Annotated in this window: 24 protein-coding genes and 2 tRNA genes; 21 read left to right on the top strand and 5 right to left on the bottom strand. The window is 49.6% G+C overall.

Going from position 1 to position 21312, the window contains the following annotated elements; all coding sequences use genetic code 11:
- Positions 1-14 precede the first annotated feature (14 nt).
- Complete coding sequence (locus ACTHS4_RS03265; RefSeq protein WP_440365497.1) at positions 15-893, bottom strand: DMT family transporter; 879 nt, start codon at positions 891-893, stop codon at positions 15-17.
- A 238-nt stretch (positions 894-1131) separates the two neighbouring features.
- Here ACTHS4_RS03265 and ACTHS4_RS03260 point away from each other — a divergent pair, with 238 nt between their 5' ends.
- The 12 genes from ACTHS4_RS03260 to greB all read left to right on the top strand — a co-directional run bounded on the left by ACTHS4_RS03260 (position 1132) and on the right by greB (position 10721).
- Entirely contained in the window at positions 1132-1671 is a 540-nt protein-coding gene (locus tag ACTHS4_RS03260) for a gamma carbonic anhydrase family protein (protein ID WP_440365496.1), read from the top strand.
- A gap of 14 nt (positions 1672-1685) precedes the next feature.
- On the top strand, positions 1686-2285 hold the full coding sequence (locus tag ACTHS4_RS03255; protein WP_440365495.1) for a Maf family protein: 600 nt from the start codon (positions 1686-1688) through the stop codon (positions 2283-2285).
- 88 nt (positions 2286-2373) lie between these two features.
- Positions 2374-3153 carry a 16S rRNA (adenine(1518)-N(6)/adenine(1519)-N(6))-dimethyltransferase RsmA gene (gene rsmA / locus ACTHS4_RS03250; protein WP_440365494.1) on the top strand — a complete coding sequence of 260 codons (780 nt, stop codon included), beginning with the start codon at positions 2374-2376 and terminating at the stop codon, positions 3151-3153.
- A 15-nt stretch (positions 3154-3168) separates the two neighbouring features.
- Positions 3169-3834, top strand: coding sequence for a sel1 repeat family protein (locus tag ACTHS4_RS03245; RefSeq protein ID WP_440365493.1), 666 nt, complete (start codon positions 3169-3171; stop codon positions 3832-3834).
- Between the two features lie 2 nt (positions 3835-3836).
- Positions 3837-4565, top strand: coding sequence for an amino acid ABC transporter ATP-binding protein (locus tag ACTHS4_RS03240; protein ID WP_003747231.1), 729 nt, complete (start codon positions 3837-3839; stop codon positions 4563-4565).
- A 63-nt stretch (positions 4566-4628) separates the two neighbouring features.
- Entirely contained in the window at positions 4629-4988 is a 360-nt protein-coding gene (locus ACTHS4_RS03235; RefSeq protein WP_003747228.1) for a hypothetical protein, read from the top strand.
- Positions 4989-4992: 4 nt separating this feature from the next.
- Positions 4993-5445, top strand: coding sequence for a protein YgfX (locus ACTHS4_RS03230; protein ID WP_440365492.1), 453 nt, complete (start codon positions 4993-4995; stop codon positions 5443-5445).
- Between the two features lie 38 nt (positions 5446-5483).
- Complete coding sequence (gene folC, locus ACTHS4_RS03225) at positions 5484-6767, top strand: bifunctional tetrahydrofolate synthase/dihydrofolate synthase (RefSeq protein ID WP_440365491.1); 1284 nt, start codon at positions 5484-5486, stop codon at positions 6765-6767.
- Positions 6768-6780: 13 nt separating this feature from the next.
- Complete coding sequence (ftsN, locus tag ACTHS4_RS03220) at positions 6781-7929, top strand: cell division protein FtsN (protein ID WP_440365490.1); 1149 nt, start codon at positions 6781-6783, stop codon at positions 7927-7929.
- Complete coding sequence (locus ACTHS4_RS03215) at positions 7922-8455, top strand: CvpA family protein (RefSeq protein WP_440365489.1); 534 nt, start codon at positions 7922-7924, stop codon at positions 8453-8455. Before ftsN ends, ACTHS4_RS03215 begins: the two co-directional genes overlap by 8 nt.
- A gap of 152 nt (positions 8456-8607) precedes the next feature.
- Positions 8608-10155 (top strand): amidophosphoribosyltransferase, encoded by a 1548-nt coding sequence (purF, locus tag ACTHS4_RS03210; protein WP_440365488.1) that lies wholly within the window; start codon positions 8608-8610, stop codon positions 10153-10155.
- Between the two features lie 74 nt (positions 10156-10229).
- Positions 10230-10721: a transcription elongation factor GreB gene (gene greB / locus ACTHS4_RS03205; RefSeq protein WP_440365487.1), complete on the top strand. Its 492-nt coding sequence runs from the start codon at positions 10230-10232 to the stop codon at positions 10719-10721.
- A gap of 88 nt (positions 10722-10809) precedes the next feature.
- On the opposite strand, the gene plsY is transcribed toward greB, so the two are convergent.
- Positions 10810-11421, bottom strand: coding sequence for a glycerol-3-phosphate 1-O-acyltransferase PlsY (gene plsY / locus ACTHS4_RS03200; protein ID WP_440365486.1), 612 nt, complete (start codon positions 11419-11421; stop codon positions 10810-10812).
- Between the two features lie 57 nt (positions 11422-11478).
- Between plsY and folB the strand changes: the two genes are divergently transcribed.
- The 3 genes from folB (at position 11479) to ACTHS4_RS03185 (ending at position 13011) form a co-directional block, all read left to right on the top strand.
- Complete coding sequence (folB, locus tag ACTHS4_RS03195; protein WP_440365485.1) at positions 11479-11829, top strand: dihydroneopterin aldolase; 351 nt, start codon at positions 11479-11481, stop codon at positions 11827-11829.
- A 73-nt stretch (positions 11830-11902) separates the two neighbouring features.
- Positions 11903-12439 carry an NUDIX hydrolase gene (locus ACTHS4_RS03190; protein WP_107857181.1) on the top strand — a complete coding sequence of 179 codons (537 nt, stop codon included), beginning with the start codon at positions 11903-11905 and terminating at the stop codon, positions 12437-12439.
- Positions 12440-12615: 176 nt separating this feature from the next.
- Positions 12616-13011 carry a hypothetical protein gene (locus tag ACTHS4_RS03185; protein ID WP_107697122.1) on the top strand — a complete coding sequence of 132 codons (396 nt, stop codon included), beginning with the start codon at positions 12616-12618 and terminating at the stop codon, positions 13009-13011.
- Between the two features lie 82 nt (positions 13012-13093).
- Here ACTHS4_RS03185 and ACTHS4_RS03180 read toward each other — a convergent pair whose 3' ends face one another.
- Both ACTHS4_RS03180 and ACTHS4_RS03175 read right to left on the bottom strand, forming a co-directional pair.
- Positions 13094-13732: an alpha/beta hydrolase gene (locus ACTHS4_RS03180; protein WP_308903831.1), complete on the bottom strand. Its 639-nt coding sequence runs from the start codon at positions 13730-13732 to the stop codon at positions 13094-13096.
- Positions 13733-13771: 39 nt separating this feature from the next.
- The gene (locus tag ACTHS4_RS03175; protein ID WP_070826119.1) at positions 13772-14566 is read right to left on the bottom strand and encodes a polyamine aminopropyltransferase; all 795 of its coding nucleotides are present in this window, start codon (positions 14564-14566) and stop codon (positions 13772-13774) included.
- A 215-nt stretch (positions 14567-14781) separates the two neighbouring features.
- Here ACTHS4_RS03175 and ACTHS4_RS03170 point away from each other — a divergent pair.
- The 6 genes from ACTHS4_RS03170 to ACTHS4_RS03145 all read left to right on the top strand — a co-directional run bounded on the left by ACTHS4_RS03170 (position 14782) and on the right by ACTHS4_RS03145 (position 20422).
- Positions 14782-14857, top strand: a tRNA-Thr gene (locus ACTHS4_RS03170).
- Between the two features lie 36 nt (positions 14858-14893).
- Positions 14894-14969, top strand: a tRNA-Thr gene (locus ACTHS4_RS03165).
- A 127-nt stretch (positions 14970-15096) separates the two neighbouring features.
- Positions 15097-15888, top strand: coding sequence for a 3-methyl-2-oxobutanoate hydroxymethyltransferase (panB, locus tag ACTHS4_RS03160; RefSeq protein WP_070826120.1), 792 nt, complete (start codon positions 15097-15099; stop codon positions 15886-15888).
- A 119-nt stretch (positions 15889-16007) separates the two neighbouring features.
- Positions 16008-16844 carry a pantoate--beta-alanine ligase gene (gene panC, locus ACTHS4_RS03155; RefSeq protein ID WP_070826121.1) on the top strand — a complete coding sequence of 279 codons (837 nt, stop codon included), beginning with the start codon at positions 16008-16010 and terminating at the stop codon, positions 16842-16844.
- 88 nt (positions 16845-16932) lie between these two features.
- Entirely contained in the window at positions 16933-19533 is a 2601-nt protein-coding gene (mutS, locus tag ACTHS4_RS03150) for a DNA mismatch repair protein MutS (RefSeq protein ID WP_070826122.1), read from the top strand.
- 37 nt (positions 19534-19570) lie between these two features.
- Positions 19571-20422: a DUF5672 family protein gene (locus ACTHS4_RS03145; protein WP_371460157.1), complete on the top strand. Its 852-nt coding sequence runs from the start codon at positions 19571-19573 to the stop codon at positions 20420-20422.
- A gap of 44 nt (positions 20423-20466) precedes the next feature.
- Here the strand turns inward: ACTHS4_RS03145 and ACTHS4_RS03140 are convergent, their stop codons facing one another.
- Positions 20467-21303 carry a DUF4198 domain-containing protein gene (locus ACTHS4_RS03140; protein WP_371460156.1) on the bottom strand — a complete coding sequence of 279 codons (837 nt, stop codon included), beginning with the start codon at positions 21301-21303 and terminating at the stop codon, positions 20467-20469.
- Positions 21304-21312 lie beyond the last annotated feature (9 nt).

Raw genomic sequence — 21312 nt, 5'->3', positions numbered from 1 at the left:
GGCCTTTTTTATATCTATTTATTGTCTTTTAACGAACCTAAATAAATCGCCAATAAAGTCAAAGTGGCGCCGCTCCATTGGACGGTATTAATCGGTTTGTCCAGCCAGAAATAATCGATCAACATGGCGGCGACTGGTTCGGAGAGCAGTAGTAGGCCGGTCAGCGATAGGGATAAAAGCGGGATGGCGTAAGCAATCAATGCCCAAGCGAAACATTGCATGACGATGCCGTAGATGGAGACTAGAATCACATCGTTTAAAGTTTTAGGGTATAGATGGACGGCATCGAATAGCAGCGATGGGATGACCAGCGCCATTGCGCCGCCGAAGCTTAAAATCATCATCAGCGGAAACAAACCGACTTTTTCCTGCTCATGGGTTTTGCGTACGAAAACCATAGACAGGGCCAGCATGGCACCAGACACTACGCCGCTGACAAATCCCCATGCGGCATTGTCGTTATGACCGAACTCTGGGCTGCCGATTAAGGCTACGCCTATGGTGGCCAATATCAAACTTAAAATTTGCAGGGTGCTTAGACGTTCTGAATAAAAGAAGAAGCCGATGGCGGCTAAAAAGAAAATCTGCAGGCTGTTGAGCAAGGTGGAAATGCCGGGACCTACGGCGTGAATACTTTCGTGCCAAAGGGCGGGGTCGAATGCGAGGAAAATGCCGGATAAGATTGCGTAGCCAACTGTTTTTCGTTTCGTGGGCATTTTTTGTCTGAAAAAACGCCCGAGCAGGAAGAATATAGGGGCGGCAATCAGTAAACGCCAGAATGCGATGGCGTAAGAGCCGACATCGACAAATTTGACAATCAAACTGCCCAAGCCGAAGACGACGCAGCCGACGACCAATAGGGGCGCTGCATAATTTCCCGAACGTGTATCCATCGGCTTCTCCAAGAATCAAATAAAGACAATTATTCCATAAGATATAGTTGGGGCGCTAATGATAAATAGTCGTAAGCCAAGATAAAGGGGTTATGATGAAAGGCCGTCTGAAAACTGTTTCAGACGGCCTTTTGATGATTTTCTGGCTTGATTTCGTATTGTTGTAGTATAAAATCGTTTTACGCCGTGTTTTCAGACGGTCTGATCAGTTTTGGTTTTGAGAAAAGGATTATTGGAAATGGCAAACCCTATTCGTGCGTTTTTGGATTATGTGCCGTCGGTTGATGAGTCTTGTTTTGTAGATGAGACTTCGGTAGTGATTGGCGAAGTGTCGCTGGCGGAAGATGTATCGATTTGGCCTTATGCCGTATTGCGCGGCGATGTGAACAGTATTTCTATCGGCAAACGCAGCAATGTGCAGGACGGCAGCGTTTTGCATGTGTCGCATAAGAATGCGGCGAAGCCTGACGGTTCGCCTTTGATTATCGGCGATGATGTGACGATTGGGCATAAGGTCATGCTGCATGGCTGCCGAATTGGGAATCGTGTGTTGGTGGGCATGGGCTCGATTATTTTGGATGATACGGTTGTCGAAGATGATGTGATGATAGGCGCGGGCAGTTTGGTGCCTCCTCGCAAGCGTTTGGAAAGTGGTTTTTTATACGTCGGCTCGCCTGTGAAAAAAGTGCGTCCGCTAACTGATGAGGAAAAGGAATTTTTGACGTATTCCTCTGCGCATTATGTCCGCCTGTCCGGTCAGCATAAAATTTCAAAATAAGGAAAACCAATACAATGAACGCAATTTATCTTGCTTCGGGCAGTCCGCGCCGTCGTAAGATTTTGGAGAATTTGGGTTTCACGGTACGCCGCTTCCCAGCGGATATTGATGAAACCCCTAAAGAAGGCGAAGCCGCAGTAGAGTATGTGCGCCGAATGGCCTGCGAAAAAAATCAGGCGGCGGTGGTGCAATGGTTTGCTGCTCATGATCAAGAGCCTGAGTTTGCTGTATTGACGGCGGATACGACGGTGGCGGATGGTGCGGCTATTTTGGGTAAACCGGAATCCGAAGCGGATGCGGTCGATATGCTGGAACGCTTGTCCGGACGGACGCATCAAGTGCTGACGGCTGTATGCGTTTACTGGCAAGGCGTACGTTATGATGTGGTGCAGACGAGCGAAGTGCGCTTTAAAACGTTGACGGCTGAGGAGATTGCAGCCTATGTTGCCAGCGGCGAACCGATGGACAAAGCCGGTGCGTATGGGATTCAGGGCTTGGGAGGCGTATTTGTCGAGCATTTGCAGGGCAGTTTTACCGGCGTGATGGGTTTGCCGGTTTATGAGACCGCGCAACTACTGAAATCTTTGGGTTTGGAAGCGCCGCCGTTTGCTTAAAATTAGGCAAATGCCGTCTGAAAGCGTGCCGACAAAAACGCCTGTTTCAGTTACAATACTGCCTTAAACAGCTTGCTTGAAGAAAGATATGAAAGAACATAAGGCCCGGAAACGCTTCGGGCAGAATTTTTTGCAGGATACGCGGATTATTAGCGATATTGTCAACGCGGTCAGACCGCAGTCCGATGATATCGTGATTGAAATCGGCCCGGGCTTGGCCGCCATTACCGAGCCTTTGGCGAAAAAACTCAACTGCCTGCATGTTTGCGAAATCGACCGCGACATCGTACGCCGTCTGAAAACCTTGCCGTTTGCAGATAAATTGGTGATACACGAAGGCGATGTATTGCAGTTTGATTTCAATAGCATTGAAGGCAAGAAAAAAATTGTCGGCAACCTGCCGTACAATATTTCCACGCCGCTTTTGTTCCGATTAAGCGAAGTGGCAGACGATGTGATCGATATGCACTTTATGCTGCAAAAAGAAGTGGTCGAACGCATGGTGGCGCAGCCGAAAACCAATGACTATGGTCGTCTGGGCGTAATGCTGCAATATTTCTTCGATATGGAAATGTTGATTGAAGTACCGCCCGAGTCCTTTGATCCTGCACCGAAAGTAGATTCGGCCGTGGTGCGCATGATTCCGGTGAAACACCGTATCGGCAAAGCGGAAGATTTTGAACATTTTGCCAAACTGGTGAAACTGGCTTTCCATCAACGCCGCAAAACCATACGCAATAATTTGAAGGAACTTGCCGGCGATGATGATTTGCAGACAGTCGGCATTAATCCGCAGGACAGGGCAGAACACATTGCCGCTGAGAAATATGTGGAATTGAGCAATTATTTGGTTCAAAAGGCCGTCTGAAAGGTTGGGGACGGAATGTTGAAAAAATATGTCTGGTGTGGGTTGGTTGTATTTATTACCGGTACGGCATTTGCATTAAGCACCGGCGGAGAAAAAAACCTGCGGCGCAAAGCAAAAGCTGGCAATGCTGAAGCGCAATATCTGCTGGCCATGCAGTTAGAAATGACAACAGACCCTGTAAATCTCAAAGAAAGCGAGTTTTACTATTGGCTGAAAAAAGCCGCGGAAAACGGCGAGGGAGCGGCACAAGACTTACTTGACGATATTGAAGCCGAATATGATAAAACAGCTTTAGAAGAAGAGCTTGCGCCCAACGGTTCACAAAAATTGATGGATGAAGTGTTCAAACTGGAAAATCAGAAGCAGAAAAATTATCCGCTGATCAAAGAAAAATTATTTAAAGCGGCAGCTTTGAGCAACTACGCAGCTTTAGCAGATACCGCATGGCTGTTTGGAAATCGGGATAATGCGCAGAAATATGGCGTTCCCTTCCATCCTCTGAAAGCTTGCATCCTGTCAGTATATACCAACAACCGTTATGGCGACTTGAACAAAGATGCACTGGATATATTGTGTCGCGGCATTTATACCAAGGACAACAGTGAGAAAATCGAGCATTACGCCAAACAGATTAAAAACAGGCCGTCCAAAATCTGGTCAATTTTAGAGAATGTAAAATAAACATGATTAAATTCAAAAATGTACACAAACATTTTAAAGATTTGCACGTTATCAACGGTGTGAATCTGGAAGTCAAACAAGGCGAAGTGGTCGTTGTATGCGGCCCTTCGGGCAGTGGCAAATCTACGCTGATTCGTACGGTAAACCAACTCGAGCGCATTGAAAGCGGCGAGATTTGGGTGGACGGCATCAATGTTGCCGATCCGAAAACCGATTTGAACAAAGTGCGCGAAGAAGTGGGCTTTGTGTTCCAAGGGTTCAATCTGTATCCGCATTTGACTGTCTTGGAAAATATTATTCTTTCTCCGATGAAAGTGAAAAACCAAAGCCGTGAAGAGGCAGAAAAGAAAGCGATGGAGCTTTTGGAACGCGTCGGCTTGGCGCATAAAAAAGACGCGTTGCCCGGTCAGCTTTCCGGCGGTCAGCAGCAGCGTGTGGCGATTGCACGCGGTTTGGCGATGGAGCCGCGCGTCATGTTGTTTGATGAACCGACTTCCGCGCTTGACCCTGAAATGGTTGGCGAAGTATTAAAAGTGATGAAAGACTTGGCGGAAAGCGGTATGACGATGATGTGTGTGACCCATGAAATGGGTTTTGCACGCGAAGTTGCCGACCGTGTGATTTTTGTTGATAAAGGCCAGATTCTGGAAGATGAAACGCCGGAAGAGTTTTTTACCAATCCGAAACACGAGCGTGCCAAACAATTCCTGCAACAGGTGATGACACATTAAACTCAGGCCGTCTGAAATTTCAGACGGCATGATCGGTTTGAATGATTTTGAAAGTTGAACATTATGTATTTTGTTGACCGTACTGCTGTCGTGCTGAAGCCGACCGCCCGTTTTTTGGAATGGCTGAAATCCGCCGATGAAAATATGCCCGACCTGACCGTCGAGCAATTGCGCACCAACTGTTCCGTATTCCTTGTGCCGCAATTTGACGAACCCGAATCCGTCATTTCCTATTTTGACGAGCGTTACCAGCAGATTTTTGAAGCCGAATTGGCAGGTTGGGACATCGATAAAAGCAAATGGCCGCAAGACATGAGCTTGAAGGCTTTTTGGGAGTTTTTTGATACCGAAATCCACGATATGGTTTTGGATATGGAAGAGGCGGAATTGAACATTACGCCTGTTTTCGACAATATGATGTAAAGCCGTGAGAAGTTTTCAGACGGCCTTAAAGCCCTCGCGTTCTTTGAAAATTCTGATTGTTTCCTTACACCTTTCGGCGTTGGCCTTATGCCTTGTCGAGTTTTACGGCTGGATGATGTGGCTGGGTTTGGCGGCATTGGCCGGTAGTTTTGCCTATGCTTGGCGCAGCGTTAATTTTCAGACTCAAAATGCGGTCAGAAAAATCATCATCGACCGCCAATACCGTGCGACGATTTACTTGAATGACGAGGAAGAGGGAAGAAGCGCGGTTTTGCAAGACAGCAGTATGTTGACGGTTTATGCTTTGTTTTTGCAATGGAATGTTGACGGGAAAATAGTCAAACACTGCATCTTGCCCGATATGGCCGACCGCGATGCCTACCGCCGTCTGAAAGTGTGGGCGCGCTGGTGTCGTGAAAAAGAAGACAAAGCAGAACTTGCGGCAGATATGGATTAAACGGCTGTTTCAGACGGCCTTTTGAAGCGATAAATACAATGAAAACATTACAAGACTGGCTTTCTCATTTGGAGACTGCCCATAGTCCCGGCCTTATCGATATGGGCTTGGAACGCGTGGGAGAAGTGAAAAAACGCATGAATTTGGTGCCGCAATGTCCTGTCGTCGTGGTGGCAGGTACCAATGGCAAGGGTTCCGTATGCGCCTATTTGTCGCATATTTATAAAGAAGCCGGTTTTAAAGTCGGTACGCTGACCAGTCCACACCTTCTGCGTTACAATGAACGAATCGCCATCAACACTCAGCCGGTTTCAGATGAATTGATTGTTTCCTCATTTGAGCGTATCGAAGCGGCGCGCGATGAAATTTCGCTGACGTATTTTGAGTTTAATGCTTTGGCTGCCGTCGATATTTTCATACGTGAAAATGTGGACGTAATGATTTTGGAAGTCGGTTTGGGCGGACGATTAGATGCTGTGAATGTATTCGATGGCGACTGTTCGGTCGTTACCAGCGTAGATTTGGATCATCAGGCATTTTTGGGCGATACCGTCGAGCAGGTCGGTTTTGAAAAAGCCGGAGTGTTCCGTAGCGGCAAGCCTGCCGTGTGCGGTCAGAATCCTGCACCTGAATCATTGCTCAAACACGCAGAAGAAATTGGCGCAAAACTGTTGATGGTTCAGCGAGATTTTGATTTTGCATCAATGGAAAGCGTACAGTGGAACTACCGCTTCCATCCACAATCTTCAGACGGCCAAAGCCGTAACCGCAATTCCTTGCCGTTTCCTGCTTTGCGCGGTGCCTATCAGTTGTCCAATGCCGCGTGTGCATTGACTGTGTTGGAATGTTTGAACGAACAATTACCGGTTGATATCGGCGCGATTAAACGCGGTTTGCTATTGGTTGAGAATCCCGGACGTTTCCAAGTTTTGCCCGGCCGTCCGCTGGTGGTTTTGGATGTCGGCCACAATCCGCACGCAGCCCGTGCTTTGCGCCGCAGCCTGATTAATCTTGCCTTTGCCCAAAAACGTACCGCCGTATTCAGTATGTTGTCCGACAAAGATATTGATGGCGTGCTGGAAATCGTTAAAGACCAGTTTGACGAGTGGAATATCGCGCCTTTAGATGTGCCGCGCGGCATGACGGTAGAGGCTTTGCAGGCCAAATTGGCTGAACACGGCATCGACAATGTAAATGTTTTTGAAACCGTCGCTGCTGCCTACCGAGCTGCTTTGGCGAAAGCAACCGAAAATGATAGAATCGTTGTTTTCGGCTCATTCCATACTGTTGCCGATGTAATGGCTGTTTTGAAAGAACACTAACGAGGAAATTATCATGTCCGACAATAAACAAAAAGAAACTCCAAACGGATACGATTTAGACGGTTACGAACAACTCAAACGCCGCAACCGCCGTCGCTTGGTCTTGGCCTCCGGCTTGGTGGTGGCATCGGGTATGCTGTTCGGTCTGGCACTGACTTCCGGCGACGATAAAAATTCACCGTTTAAAGAAGCGCCTGTCGGTCAGAGCCAAGTCAAAACGGCTGACGAGCCGAGCAAGGCCGTTGTTTTAGAGCCGAATAAAGAGGATGTTGCGATGGCTGAAGAAGCAGCCCGCCATGCGGATGCCGAAGCGCAAAGCAAACCTCAAAATGCAGGCGACGAAGAAGACAATGCGCCGGTTGAAGTATTGAAGCCAAACCGTGAATCTGCTCCCGAAGATGTTGGCGAGCCGTTGGTTTTGATCAACGATACTTTGGATGACGGCAATATTAAAGGCTTGGAAGAGTCCGAACGTATTCAACGAGCTGAGGCCGCCAAACGCGAAGCTGCCGAACGCCGAGCTGAAGAACGCCGCCAACGTCAGGCTGAACAACGTGCTGCTGCGGCCCGTAAAACACAAGCCCAACAGGAAGTTGCTGAGAAAGAAAACGCATTGGCAGCTAAAAAACGCGCACTTCAAGCGCGTGCTGAAAAAGCAGAGCGTGAAGCCGCTGCCGAACGCAATAAATTGGCACAATTGGAAAAAGCAGAGAAAGCCATTGCTGAGCGTAAATCTGCCAAAAACAGTAAAGACAGCGTAAAAGACAAGGCTGAACCTACTAAGAAAGCAGAAGCCAAAGTTGAAAAACCAAAAAATGAAAAAGCTAAACCAGAAACGGCCAAAGCAGAAAAAGCCGATAAGGTAAAAACTGCCGAGAAGCCGTCTGAAAAAGCCAAGCCTAAAGCTGAAAAAGAAAAAGCAGAAGCCAAGCCTGCGAAAAAAGCCGCTATTCAGGCTGGTTATGCTGAAAAAGAACGTGCACAAAGCCTGCAACGTAAAATGAAAGCCGCAGGTATCGACTCGACCATTACTGAAGTGATGACCGATAAAGGTAAGGTGTATCGCGTGAAATCAGCCAGTTATAAAAATGCACGCGATGCAGAGCGCGATTTGAACAAATTGCGTGTACATGGCATTGCCGGTCAGGTGACCAGTGAGTAATTTGCCTGTTGCCGATTTGTTGGCTGCCGCCGTCATCGTCATCTGCATCATTATCTCATTGACACGAGGTATTATTGCGGAAGCAGGGGCGATGGTGGCGTGGGTGGTATCGTTTATTGCAGCCAGAACGCTAGCCGTGCCGTTTGCCGATGTGGTCTTTAAATCGGTTGAACCGCATTCCTTGGCGGTTGCCATGGGTTTTGCCGCTGTGTTTTTTCTGGCATGGCTGTTACAGAAACTGGCACGATCGCTGTTGAGCAGTTTGATGTCTGCCGTTGGTTTGGGAAGCATCAACCGTTTGCTTGGCGGCGTATTTGGTGCAGTGAAAGGTGTGATTTTGGTGACACTGGCAGTAATGGTTTTTTCACACACTGATTTGCCGAAAACGGAAGAGTGGCAAAGTTCGCACACAATTCCGTATTTTGAATCACTTGCCGATGCTGCGATGCCTTATCTGCCAGGGAAAGATACTGCAATGCCGCATCTTTCGGGTAAAGTAGCTGAAGTAGAAGAATTGGATGATTGAGTTTGACGGATTCAGACGGCCTATGGGCCGTCTGAATCCGTTTTTATTTGCGTAAATTTAGCATCATATTGTCAACAATTTGAGCAAACTCATCTAAATTATTTTATAATGGCGGCTTACCCATTTAATCTTCAAACTCGGAGAAGCACGATATGTGTGGTGTATTAGGTTTGGTTAGTCATGAGCCGGTCAATCAGATGTTGTATGATGGTTTGCAGATGTTGCAACACCGTGGTCAGGACGCAGCTGGTATTGTTACTGCCGAAGGCAATATATTTCATATGCACAAGGGCAAAGGCATGGTGCGCGAAGTGTTCCGCACCCGCAATATGCGCGACTTGGTCGGTAATGCCGGCATCGCGCATGTCCGCTATCCGACTGCAGGCAATGCGGGCAGTAGCGCAGAGGCTCAGCCGTTTTATGTCAGCTCCCCATTCGGCATTGTTTTGGCGCACAACGGTAATCTGACCAATACTGAAGAGCTGTATGAAAACGTATGCAACAAACACCTGCGCCACGTTAATACCAGCTCCGATTCTGAAGTCCTACTCAATGTATTCGCGCACGAATTACGCCGCGAAGTCTCTAAAAATACAGCCCCTTATCAACTTACCATCGACAATATTTTCAACGCCGTTTCCGAAGTACACCGTTTGGTGCGTGGCGCATATGGTGTCGTAGCCATGATTGCCGGATATGGCATGCTGGCTTTCCGGGATCCTTTCGGTATCCGTCCGTTGGTTTTGGGTTCGCAAATTGACGAATCCGGCAAAAAATCTTATGCCGTTGCCTCCGAATCCGTTGCCTTTAATGCACTTGCCTATGATTTGGAACGCGATATCCAGCCGGGCGAAGCCGTATTTATTGGTTTTGACGGCACGATTATTTCCCGTCAATGCAGCGATAAAGCCAAATTAAGCCCTTGTCTTTTTGAATATGTTTATTTTGCCCGCCCAGACTCCGTCATCGATGGCGTTTCCGTTTATCAGTCCCGTATGGATATGGGCGTATCTTTGGCAGAAAAAATCAAACGCGAGCTGCCTGTCGATGATATCGATGTCGTGATGCCGATTCCCGATACCAGCCGACCCAGCGCGATGGAGCTTGCCGTTCATCTCGAAAAACCTTACCGTGAAGGTCTGATTAAAAACCGCTACATCGGCCGTACCTTTATTATGCCCGGACAAGCAACGCGTAAAAAATCAGTACGCCAAAAACTCAGTCCGATGGAAACCGAGTTTAACGGCAAAAGCGTTTTGTTGGTGGATGATTCCATTGTGCGCGGTACGACCAGCCGTGAAATCGTTGAAATGGTACGCGCGGCAGGTGCACGCAAAGTCTACATTGCTTCCGCTGCTCCCGAAGTGCGTTATCCGAATGTGTACGGTATCGATATGCCGACCCGTGAAGAACTGATTGCAAACGGCCGCAGCGCGGCAGAAATCGCAGCCGAGATTGGCGCGGATGGCATCGTCTTCCAAAACTTAGAAGACTTGGAAGCAGTAGTCAAAGCACTCAATCCAAAAATCGAATCCTTTGATTCTTCATGCTTTAATGGTGTTTATCAAACCGGCGATATCGACGAAGCGTATCTAAACCGTCTCTCTACCGAAAAATCAGGTTGTGGCGGTTTGAAAATTCATCCAAGCAAAATGGAACACAGCATCAGTATCAGCGATAGTGATGATGATGAAGAATAAAGTAAATTGACTTACAATAAAGGCCGTCTGAAAATTAATGTTCAGACGGCCTTTAATTATGTTATAGACACATTATGAGTACCGAAACCAAAAATTACATCACACCTACCGGTTGGCAGGCATTGAAAGACGAACTTTATCATCTGGTCAACAAAGAACGCCCAGAAATCGTCCAAATCGTTAACTGGGCGGCAAGCAATGGCGACCGCAGCGAAAATGGCGACTATCTTTACGGCAAACGCCGTATGCGCGAAATCGACCGCCGTATCCGCTTCCTAACCAAACGCTTGGAAGCCGCCGTTGTCGTCGATCCAGAAGCGCGCGAAGCCACGGACCAGATTTTTTTCAGCGCCACCGTTGGTTTATTGCGCGGAGACGGTCGTGAACAAACCGTCAAAATCGTCGGCGTAGATGAAATCGATACCGCTAAAAACAAAATCTCATGGATTTCCCCTTTGGCGCGCAGCCTGATTAAAGCACGCGAAGGGGATGAAGTTATCTTGGATACACCGGAAGGGCGTGAAGTTATAGAGATTCTGTCGGTAGAATATATTAAGATTGACTGATTATGCGTAAATAATGCGAATGAAACTACAAAAGGCCGTCTGAAAAATATACTTTCAGACGGCCTTTTATTTGAATATATCTACGCTTTTAAGATTTTCCGGCTTTATCTCCGATTTTGCTTTCTTTGCCTTGAATCAGGTTTTGAATATTGCTTTTATGGCGGTACAACACCAATGCGGCAATGAATACGGTTGCCCATGCCCAAGAGGCGTGTGGCATCATGAAGAAGGCGAAGATAGGTGCGCAGACGGTGGCGACCAGTGCGGCGAGGGAGGATACTTTGAAACCGAATGCCATGACCAGCCAAATCAAGGCGCAGAGCAGGGCGGTTGCGGGGGAGAGGGCGAACAAGACGCCTAATGCGGTGGCTACGCCTTTGCCGCCTTTAAAATTGAAAAATATTGGCCACATATGGCCGACCAATGCGGCAATCGCGACCAGGGCTATCGTCGCATCGGACAAATTTAAAGCATCTTGCAGGCAGCGCGCCAAGATGACGGCAACCAAGCCTTTTACTGCATCGCCGAGCAGGGTCAGTGCTGCCGCTTTTTTCTTACCGCTGCGCAAGACGTTGGTGGCACCGGGGTTGCCGGAGCCGTAAGTGCGCGGATCATCCATGCCGTAATATTTTGATACGATGACTGCAAAAGACAGGGAGCCGATAAGATAGGCGGCAATAATGGCGAGTACATTGAACATTTTGGGTGCTTTACTTAAAATGGGAACGGTTATTCTATCAAAAAAACGGACAGGCAAATGGATAAAATCTTTTTGTACGGCATGAAGGCCGATACTTTAATCGGCGTATATGATTGGGAACGCGAGCGTAAACAGACTTTGATTTTGGATTTGGAAATCAGTGTTCCCGAGCGTACCGGCACGAGCGACGATATCAGCGACACCATCCATTATGGCGACGTATGCGAAGTCGTACGCCGCAGCCTTGCCGAACAGGATTTTTTACTGCTGGAAACTTTGGCGGAACATATCGCCCAATTGATTTTAAATGATTTTGGTGCGGTCAAAGTACGCATCCGTATTGTGAAACCGGGTATCTTGTCCGATGTGGCGCAGGTCGGTATTGAAATTGAACGCGCTCGGGAATAAGGCTTATCTATGCCGTCTGAAAAAGGATTTCAGACGGCCTTTAATATTTAATAATTTGGAAATGAGGTAAAAAATGGATTTGAAAGAAACTAAATTAAGCAGTGAGCCAATCTATGAAGGTTCTTTTGTTACCATCAGCCGCGATCGGGTGCGCCTGCCCAACGGCAACGAAAGCCAACGGGTTGTGATCCGTCATCCGGGGGCTGCGTGTGTATTGGCGGAAACAGAAGACGGCAAAGTTGTTTTGGTGCGCCAATGGCGTTATGCCGCCGATCAGGCGACGTTGGAATTGCCGGCGGGTAAATTGGATGTAGCGGACGAAGATCCTGCCGAATGCGCTTTGCGTGAGTTGGCGGAAGAAACGCCATATGTCGCCGACAGCGTCAAACTGTTGTACTCCTTTTATACTGCAGTCGGTTTTTGCGATGAAAAAATGTATCTCTACCAAGCGCAAGGTGTGCGTTTGGGCAGTGAGTTGAGCAATGATGAGGATGAAATTACAGAAACCGTCCTGATGAGCAAGGAAGAGGTGCGCAATGCATTGGCAAACGATGAAATCAAAGATGGTAAGACTTTGATTGGTTTGCAGTATTGGTTGGCTCAGAATTGATGCATTGATTTAAGAATCTTTTGGATATTTAATCGGTTAAACGACCTATCTGTAAAAATGAATATAAGGTAGGTCGTTTTTTAATGATAATTAAATCTCTTTTGATAATTTGGTTGATTATGGTGTTGAATTGATTTATCTTCTTGGAATGAAAAAATTTCTATCTGAAAGGGGAAATGATGTTTGAGATTATTGCAGGGGACTTGCCTGAAGAAACAGTTTATGTTGAATATCCGCAACCACATTTTGTTTATCCGGAAGGTGAATTAAAACATCCTTTTTTATCAGGATTACTTGGATTAAAAGATAAGCGAAAAAAGGTAGAGATTCCGTTCAATAATATTACAGAGTATGAAATAGCAACTGAAGAATCTGTAAAACGTATGGGCGGTGCGATTGGTTGGGGTGCAGCGGGAGCACTGCTATTTGGTAGTGTGGGTTTGCTTGCAGGAGTGATGGCTGGTGGAAATACAAAAGAGATTATTGTAGTAGGTCGTCTAACTGATGGGCGCAAGTTTGTGGCAAAAACTGATTCTAAAACACATGCTAAAATCTTAGGAGGTTTAGCTTAAATTATAAGTTAATAAGGTTTCATACAAACAGGGCCGTCTGAAAAAGCTTTCAGACGGCCCTGTTTTATTTTGTAGCCGGATTTTAGCCTAATAAAGCCGGTGCGAACCGTGTAATCGTATCGCGTAAAACAATGAGTTTGCCGTGGAAGAAGTGGGACGAGCCGGCAATGGTCACAACAGGCAGGCCTTGTGGTTCTGCCCATGTCAGGGCTTTGTTGATTTCGACGACTTCGTCTTCCGCGCCATGAATCATCAATGTTTTGGCGACATCAGGAACGTTGGATGGTTCCGGGCGGTCGGTGTAGTGATGGACGGCTGCGCCCATCAGTAACAGTAAATCAGGCGTGCGCGCTTGTGCGGCAAAGGTGGAAACGTAGCCGCCGAATGAGAAACCGGCCAGGGCGAATTGCGGTGCGTCTGGATGTTGCGCGCGGGCGTAGTCGATAACAGCAATGCAGTCTTGCGTTTCTCCGCGGCCGTAGTCGTGTTCGCCTTCGCTATTGCCTACGCCGCGCAAATTGGGCAGGTAGCAATGAAAACCGAGTTGGCTGAGGGCTTTGGCGGCGGTTTGGATGACTTTGTTGGTGTTGGTGCCGCCTTGCAGGGGGTTGGGGTGGTTGATGACGGCAACGCCGCGGGCGGATTCTTGTGTGCTTGGCAGGTAGATGGTTTCCAGCAAACCGGCCGGGCCGGGGATTTGAATGATGTCGGGTTTGAGCATGAGTGTGTCCTTGTTTGTTTTCAGACGGCCTGAAGCGGTTTACAGATAAAAATTCTTGCCGTTGTTTTGATTGTTGGCTTTCAAATCGGCAAGCATTCGTTTGAAGTCCAAGCCGTATTTTTCGCTTAATTTTTCGGCGCGTTTTTTTAGGTTGTCGAGATTTTGTTCTTTAGGGCTGCTTTGGAATGCCATGACCGCTACGTTGCCGTGGCTCTCGGCAGGCAGCTCGAGTACGCGGCCGTCAAAGACGTTGAGAAGGCGTTCGACAAAACGTTGATAACGCTGGTCGCCGCTCCACCAGTTGGTCACAAATACGCCGTCGGGAGAGAGGGCGTTGCGGCAGTCTTCGAAGAAGGGTTCTTCCACCAAAGCATCGATAATCTGTTCGCCGTCAAAACCATCTACCAAAATCACATCGGTATTGTGGCGGAACACTTTAATATATTCCGCGCCATCTGCCTCGATAATTTCAAAATGTTCGCCTTCATGCGGCAATTCAAACAGGCTGCGCGCCACGGCGATGACTTGCGGATTGATGTCAATGGCGGTTTGCTTGGTATCGGGCAGGTAGCTGTCTATCCAACGGGCAAACGAGCCGCCGCCCAAGCCGATTTGGGTGATGTATTTGGGCGGGGTTTCTGCAAACAGCAGCCAACCCATCATGGCGCGGCTGTATGACAACACCAGCTCGGACGGATGATCGACATTCATGGAACTTTGAATGGTGTCGCTGCCCAAGTGCAGGGAACGGATATTGCCTTCTTCGGAAATGCCGACTTCGGGCAGATGGGATTTGGCAGGGCGCAGGCGGCGGTAAGGATGGCGGGGTGGCATGGGTGCAGATGAAAGATATAAAAGGCGTTATTTTAACAGAAACCATGATGTTTTGCGCTGGGGCGGTTTTCAGACGGCCTTTGTGTGTGTCGGATGGAAAGACAAGGTGTGTATTTAATTTTCTTTAAAATCATTGGTTTTTATAATTTCGTGAGTAACTTTGTTTTAAAATGCTTGCCAAGATGGGAACTTATCGGCATAATGCCGACTTCCTTGCCGGTATAGCTCAGTTGGTAGAGCACCTGACTTGTAATCAGGGGGTCCCGAGTTCGACTCTTGGTGCCGGCACCAGTTAAAGACTGATTGTGCCGCAAGGCATTTCAGTAAGCCGGTATAGCTCAGTTGGTAGAGCATCTGACTTGTAATCAGGGGGTCCCGAGTTCGACTCTTGGTGCCGGCACCAATTAAAAGCCCGATTGTGAAAGCAGTCGGGCTTTTTGCTTATGCTTTGATATTTTAAAAGCAGACCTTATAATACCGCGTTTCCATTTATAACAAAGGGCTGCCCACCGGGCAGAACACACAACACCATGATTACCGTAAACACTTTGCAAAAAATGAAAGCAGAGGGCGAGAAAATCGCCATGCTGACCGCTTATGAATCCAGCTTTGCCGCGCTGATGGACAATGCCGGCGTAGATGTATTGCTGGTCGGCGATTCTTTGGGCATGGCGGTGCAAGGTCGTCAGTCTACTTTGCCGGTGAGCTTGCAGGATATGTGCTACCACACTAAATGCGTGGCTCGCGGCACTCAAAATGCCATGATTGTCAGCGACTTGCCGTTTGGTGCATATCAGCAGAGCAAAGAGCAGGCATTTGCGGCGGCGGCCGAATTGATGGCGGCCGGCGCGCATATGGTCAAACTCGAAGGCGGCGTCTGGATGGCGGAGACCACTGAATTTCTGCAAATGCGCGGCATTCCTGTTTGCGCGCACATCGGCCTGACCCCGCAATCCGTGTTTGCATTCGGCGGCTATAAAGTTCAAGGCCGCGGCGACAAGGCGGAAGCGTTACTCAACGACGCCAAAGCGCATGATGCGGCAGGTGCGGCAATCGTATTGATGGAGTGCGTTCCTGCGGAATTGGCGAAAAAAGTGACTGAGACCGTTTCTTGCCCGACCATCGGTATTGGCGCAGGCGTGGATTGCGACGGTCAGGTTTTGGTGATGCACGATATGCTCGGCATTTTCCCCGGTAAAACCGCCAAATTCGTGAAGAACTTTATGCAGGGTAAAGACAGCGTTCAAGCTGCGGTCAAAGCCTATGTGGACGAAGTCAAAGCAAAAACGTTCCCATCTGTCGAACATACGTTTGCCGGATAAAATAAACTCCAGGCCGTCTGAAACTTATTTCAGACGGCCTTTTTAATGAATAAAAGCGTATAATCGGCGCGTGATTTCCGTTGATGAAACGGCGGAAAAGATAAAGGATTTTTCAAACCATGCAAATCATTCATACGATTAAAGAATTGCGCGAGTGGCGCAAAACTGCCGGAAAAGTGGCATTTGTGCCGACTATGGGCAATCTGCACGAAGGCCATCTTGCGCTGGTGCGCGAAGCGAAAAAACGTGCCGATAACGTTGTGGTCAGTATTTTTGTCAACCGCCTGCAATTCGGACAAGGCGAAGATTTTGACAAATATCCGCGCACTTTGCAGCAAGATGCCGACAAATTGGCAGGCGAGGGTGTTGCCGTCTTGTTCGCGCCTGATGAAAAAGAGCTGTATCCGAATGTGGAACAGCGTTTCAATGTCGAGCCTCCGCACCTGCAAAACGAATTGTGCGGCAAATTCCGCCCGGGCCATTTCCGCGGTGTTGCGACCGTTGTAACCAAATTGTTCAACATTGTTCAACCCGATACCGCCTGTTTCGGCAAAAAAGACTATCAGCAGCTGGCGATTATCAAAGGCTTTGTCGAAGACTTAAATTTCAATATCGAAATCGTCCCGGTCGATACCGGCCGCGCTTCAGACGGCCTGGCACTTTCCAGCCGCAACCAATATTTGAGCGAAGCAGAGCGCGCAGAAGCGCCCCGCCTCTATCAAGAGTTGCAAAACATTGCCGCCGCCCTGAGAAACGGCAATCTGGATTACGCCCAGCTTGAGGCTGAATGTATCCGCCGTTTGAGCGATGCCGGCTGGGTGGTTGATTACGTTGAAATCCGCCATGCACACAGCTTGGCAGTAGCTCATGTCGGCGATAAAGAATTGGTGGTGCTTGCCGCCGCTCGTTTGGGTACCACGCGCCTGATTGATAATTTGGAAGTGGCTTTGGTTTAAAACCAAGCTGCTGTTAAAGGCCGTCTGAAACCTGTTTTTCAGACGGCCTTTTGTTACAATAACGCTTTTGCGTTTCTAAGGTTTTTCCATGTCCAAACCCACTGTTTCCCCGATGATGCAGCAGTATCTCTACATCAAATCGCAACACGCCGACAAGCTGGTGTTTTACCGCATGGGCGATTTTTACGAGCTGTTTTTGGATGACGCGGTGGAAGCGGCGAAGCTGTTGGACATCACCCTGACCACGCGCGGGCAGATGGACGGCGTGCCAATTAAGATGGCGGGCGTGCCGTTTCACGCGGCGGAGCAGTATTTGGCGCGGCTGGTGAAGATGGGCAAAAGCGTGGCGGTGTGCGAGCAGGTGGGTGAAGTCGGCGCGGGCAAAGGGCCGGTGGAGCGCAAAGTCGTGCGCATCGTAACGCCCGGCACGCTGACCGACGCGGCGTTTTTGGAAGACAAGGAAACCAACCGCATCGCGGCGGTGAACGCGGATAAAAAACACGTCGCCATCGCGTGGGCATCTTTGCAAAGCGGCGAATTCAAAACCAAGCTGACGACGGCGGACAAACTCGCCGACGAGCTGGCGCGTTTGCAGGCGGCGGAAATCCTGTTGCCCGAAGGCAAAAGCCTGCCTGATGGTTTTCAGACGACCTCTGCCAACATCACGCGCCTGAACTCGTGGCAGTTTGCCGCCGACGCGGGCGCGAAATTGTTGACCGAATACTTCGGCTGCCAAGACCTGCACGGCTTCGGTTTGGACGGCAAAGAACACGAAGCCGCCGTCGGCGCGGCGGGCGCGCTGTTGAACTACATCCGCCTGACGCAAAACCTGATGCCGCAACACCTCGACGGCATTTCGCTCGAAACCGACAGCCAATATATCGGCATGGACGCTGCCACGCGCCGCAATCTCGAAATCACGCAAACCCTCTCCGGCAAAAAATCGCCGACCCTGTTTTCCATACTCGACGGCTGCGCTACCCACATGGGCAGCCGCCTCTTGGCACTTTGGCTGCACCACCCCTTACGCAGCCGCGCCCACATCCGCGCCCGCCAAGAAGCTGTTGCCGCGCTGGGTTCGCAATATGAAACCCTGCAAGGCCGTCTGAAAAACATCGCGGACATCGAACGCATCGCCGCCCGCATCGCCGTCGGCAACGCCCGCCCGCGTGACCTCGCCGCCCTGCGCGACAGCCTGTTTGCCCTGTCCGAAATCGAATTGTCCGCCGAGGGCAGCAGTCTCTTAGAAACCCTCAAAGCCGTTTTCCCCGAAACCCTGCCCGTCGCCGAAACCCTCAAAGCCGCTGTGATGCCCGAACCTGCCGTCTGGCTTAAAGACGGCGGCGTCATCAACCAAGGCTATTCGGCAGAACTGGACGAGTTGCGCCACATCCAAAACCACGGCGACGAATTCCTGCTCGAGCTTGAAGCGCGTGAACGCGAACGCACCGGCCTCTCCACCCTCAAAGTCGAGTTCAACCGCGTCCACGGCTTCTACATCGAGCTATCCAAAGTCCAAGCCGAACAAGCGCCTGCCGACTACCAACGCCGCCAGACCCTGAAAAACGCTGAACGCTTCATCACCCCCGAACTCAAAACCTTCGAAGATAAGGTCCTGACCGCGCAAGAGCAGGCATTGGCATTGGAAAAACGCCTGTTTGAAGCCCTGCTGAAAGAAGTTCAGACGGCCTTGCCGCAGCTTCAAAAAGCCGCCAAAGCCGCCGCTGCGCTGGACGTACTCTCCACCTTCGCCGCCACCGCCGCCGAACGCGGCTTCGTCTGCCCAGAGTTCGCCGACTACCCCGTCATCCATATCGAAAACGGCCGCCATCCCGTCGTCGAGCAACAAGTGCGCCACTTCACCGCCAACCACACCCGCCTCGACCACAAACACCGCCTCATGCTCCTGACCGGCCCCAACATGGGCGGCAAATCCACCTACATGCGCCAAGTCGCCCACATCGTCCTCATGGCGCACACCGGCAGCTTCGTGCCTGCCGATTCAGCTCAAATCGGCCCCATTGACCAAATCTTCACCCGCATCGGCGCCTCCGACGACCTCGCCTCCAACCGTTCCACCTTCATGGTCGAAATGAGCGAAACCGCCTACATCCTCCACCACGCCACCGAGCAATCCCTCGTTCTCATGGACGAAGTCGGTCGCGGAACTTCGACTTTTGACGGCCTCGCCCTTGCCCAAGCCATCGCCGAACATTTGCTGCAAAAAAACAAATCCTTCAGCCTCTTCGCCACCCACTATTTCGAGCTGACCCGCCTGCCCGAAGCCCACGCAACGGCAGTCAATATGCACCTTTCCGCACTCGAACAAGGACAAGACATCGTCTTCCTCCACCACATCGAGCCCGGCCCCGCCAGCAAAAGCTACGGTATCGCCGTCGCCAAACTCGCTGGCCTGCCCAACCGCGCCCTCAAAGCCGCCCAAAAACATCTGGACGAACTCGAAGCCCAAGCTGCCGCCAACCGTCCGCAGTTGGATATTTTCAGCGCCATGCCGTCTGAAAATAGGGAAGATGAGGAAGGGAAAGCACAAGAAGTTGAACCTATTGATAATTTGCAGACCAATGAATTGGCTGAAGCTTTGGCGCAAATCCAGCCAGACAACCTCACGCCGCGCGAAGCCTTGGATGCCTTGTATCGCTTGAAAGAAATTTGCAACAAGGTGTCGTAAATAACTCAAAGGCCGTCTGAAACAGGAGAAACATATAATGAGTTTTGCTGACATTACCGTGGTGGGTATTACCGGCGCAGATTCTTATACCGAGGGCACGATGTACGCCGTTGCCCGCAGTTGCGCCGAATTGCCCGGAAGCCGTGGATTGCTAATCAGCCCAAGCCGTCCGCAAGGTTTGCCGGAAAATATCCGACATCAGCCTTGCCGGCCATTCGGTTATCTGGAATACAATCTGTTCGTTTTGTACCAACTGATGTATTACATCGATACTGATTATTGTTTGATTGTTCAAAATGACGGCTGGGTGTTGAACGGCCAAAACTGGCAGGATGCCTATCGGGAATATGACTATATTGGCGCACCTTTGCCGATTTTGTTGGAAACCGAAGCCGACGGGCAGTTTTTCCTGAAGGGAACCGACCAATATTTGGCCAAACAACATCTGATTCAGACTTCTCCGAATTTTGACGAGCCTCAGAACGGCGGTTTCAGCCTGCGTAGCAGACGGCTTTTAACCATGCCGCGACAACTGGACTTAAATGTAGAAATTCGACCGCCTTTGCCGCCGAAAGACGAAAAGATTGCCGATATGGAATGGCTGGTACGGCTGCACCACGAAGATATGTTTTTGACGGCGCAACACCGTTATAGATTGCAGGACTTGGGTTTGAAATTTGCGCCTCCGAATATTGCTACTCAATTTTCTTCAGAAGTACCGTTTATCAATCAAATGAGGAATGTCCCTTTAGAGTGCGTCTTTGGGGCGCACTGGATGGGCAATGTGGTCTTGACCGGCTGCAACCGTGTCCGATTTGCCCAATTGAATGAGGATAAATTGGAAACATACTCCTGTTTTTTTAGAAATTTAGGTTATGAATGTGAATAAATTAAGGCCGTCTGAAAGTTCAGACGGCCTTTTTTTAATGGCTGTTAATGTTGATGATGGTGGGCATGGCGTACAGCCGCGCGTTTGGTACCGACAGGCACAATCAGCGTTGCGTAAGTATTGTCTTTCTGACATACGCTTTTATCGCCGTAATCGGTCTCGTTCACCACTTTGATTTTCCACAAGCCGTCAATCAGCGTAATCACATTGACCACGCCGTTTTTATCGGTTTTGCCGGAGAAGCCTTGAGGCTCGCGGTGGTCATGGGTTGATTCCAAGTCCATTTCGGCCAAAGTGTCCGAGCTGGCGGTAACGGTGGCTTTAACCAAAGGCTCGCCTTTGTACAGGACTTTGACCGGCAAAATACCGCCGGCTTTGACTTCGTTCGGATTTTTCAGCGGAACCAGTTCCAGCTCTTGGCCGATAGGGCGGGTCAATACCGCTTCATCGACTGCGCCGTTGCCCACATGGACGAAACTTTTGCCGAACATTTGCGATTGTTCGCAATAGGTGGCACCGGCCAGCTGCTTCAAGGTTTGCTGTTTCCAGCCGTCTTGGTTTTTCGACCAGAAAGTCGGTTGGTAGGTCGCGCTGACCCAGTAGGAGCCTGCGGGCAGGGCGGCTTTGGAAACGTATTGATAGTTTTCGCCCTTATTCACCAAATCAACGGTTTTCTTTGAGCTGTCGGTCAATTGCAGCGGTTTGAAAATATGCACGCGGTCGTCGGCGATTTTTTCGACATTGGGGAAGTCGTGGCTGTAACCCAAATCCGCATACAGGATTTTGCCGGCAGGCTGATGTGCCGGTGCGGCCACCCAAACATCGTGCGCCTGCGCCGCTGCGCCTAATCCCAGCAATCCTAAAAGCATCCACTGTTTCATCGTTTCTAC

Source organism: Neisseria sp. P0014.S009, from assembly GCF_051958155.1.
GTDB classification, from domain to species: Bacteria; Pseudomonadota; Gammaproteobacteria; order Burkholderiales; family Neisseriaceae; genus Neisseria; species Neisseria flavescens_C.
This window is presented reverse-complemented; position numbering and strand designations above follow the sequence as displayed.